At 43.8% G+C, this 1,789-nt stretch carries 1 protein-coding gene and 1 pseudogene; both read right to left on the bottom strand.

The window, feature by feature from the left end; genetic code table 11:
* On the bottom strand, nucleotides 1-837 hold an 837-nt coding region (locus AAZT04_RS25950), incomplete at its 3' end, for an Ig-like domain-containing protein (RefSeq protein WP_434682333.1).
* A 147-nt stretch (nucleotides 838-984) separates the two neighbouring features.
* Nucleotides 985-1,789 (bottom strand): annotated as a pseudogene (locus AAZT04_RS25945) (hypothetical protein); the annotation flags it as partial.

The following is a 1,789-nucleotide window of genomic DNA, read 5'->3' as shown; positions in this document are numbered from 1 at the left end:
TCCTGCGTCATCACTTCCCGGGGTATAGACATTCCCATCGAACTTGCTGTTACTAGTAAATGGCTTCCACTCGCCACTGCTGTTCCGCCACTGCCACTTGACCACTGAGTCATCAGCGCCCGTACCGTTCGCCACAAAGCCGTACTCAGCCTGCAATTTCTGACCGACCTGACCGCTTCCCTTGATGGTGACTTTTTTATCCTGGATTTCAGGCACATCAAAGAGCATCACAGGCGAGCTTGCTACACGCGCGCTGATCACTGGAGGGATTTTGCTTTTGGGTAAAACCCATACCTTAATCATGTTTCCAGCATGAGGTCCTACCAAAGTGAAGCCCTGATTTCTGCTGCCGGATACATTTGCATTCTGCCATCGGCTATGATTATCAAGATATTGCCACAAATAAGATGAATCATCTCCCTGAGTTCCTCTTGCATCAAAGTTGTATGTCAAATTCAACGCTTCTCCTATCCGTCTAGTTCCAGTTATCTCCACTTCCTTTACTATAGGTTGAGCATACAGGATGAGTTCAGCTGATAAGCCACTGAGATCTCTATTATCTATGTTAACTGTAACGTCAACGGTGCCAAAAAAATCCCCTGTTCCGATTATTGTAGCTGTATATATACCATTATTATTTGTTACGGCCCCCACTTTAACACCGCGATTTTGAGAAATAAGAAATCTCACATTTTTTTCATCTTCGACTCTATTCCCATGAAGATCAACCAGCTCAAGGATCACTTTTGCAGTGGCCGCGCCATCAGAAAATAATTTATCAGGCTCAATTTTTAATGATGATTGGATTGAATCCGGTTTGCCAGATAATGAAGACATAAAATCTAGTTCCTATATCAGTTATGGTTCAATTCTGAATGCCTTAGAGCACACTCAGTGCTCATTAAGGCACCTAAATTAATATGGTTATAAAAATTACCAAGCACAATTTTTATCCGGCTTACCATTGTTTGTATTATCATCACACTAAACCCCCGTCTGACATACTATGTTGTTGGGGATCGTATCGGGGTTAGTATCAATAGTTCCTAAACCGATTTCGACTACATAATGAGATCCATTATCAGCAGCATCAGACATCCAGTAATAGTTTAGAGGAAAACCTGAATTTGAATATTGACTCAAATTTCCCCACTCACTCCACAGTCCGCCGAGCACACCACGCGTACCATTGTTATGATTACTATTACCATTCAACTGTTGTACGGTTGGTAATCCATAACCAGACAAACCACTGCAATAGGCTTTGGCATTGTCCCATTCTCCCTCATGGTTATCACCTATAAACCAGTGTTGTAGCGTAAAATTATAAGTAATTACAGTCCCTATACCACTTTTCGGCGTCCCCGTGACAATTACCTGGTTACCGTTACCATTACCTGTAATAGAGACCACTGCATTGTCACTAACCGACACCCATGAAGCATTTGATGTCCAACGATAATCAGATGCATCTCCACCACTTAGCTTGAGGGTAAACTGAGCCCCTTTAAATCCGGTAGTCGGAAAACCCGCATCAGGAGAAAACGTATACTCATTAACGCTAATATTCTCTAACGTAACGGCCGTGATAGTGACCACCGCACTTAACCCATCGATAGCACTGCCATTGTATTTCGGCACTACAGTGTATTTCCCTGCCGTATCCCCTTTGAGGGTCGCGACATATTCCCCTTTTTGTGCACTTTCCGTCACGGCGCTCAACGTCACACCCGCCACGCTACGAGCACGACTCTCCCCGTTGACAACAAATGCCAACTTTTCGGTCATG

The sequence above is a fragment of the Serratia sp. Je.1.23.a genome, from assembly GCF_051129805.1.
Taxonomy (GTDB): Bacteria; Pseudomonadota; Gammaproteobacteria; order Enterobacterales; family Enterobacteriaceae; genus Serratia; species Serratia liquefaciens.
The sequence above is the reverse complement of the archived record's forward strand: the minus strand, read 5'-3'. Positions and strand labels throughout refer to the sequence as shown.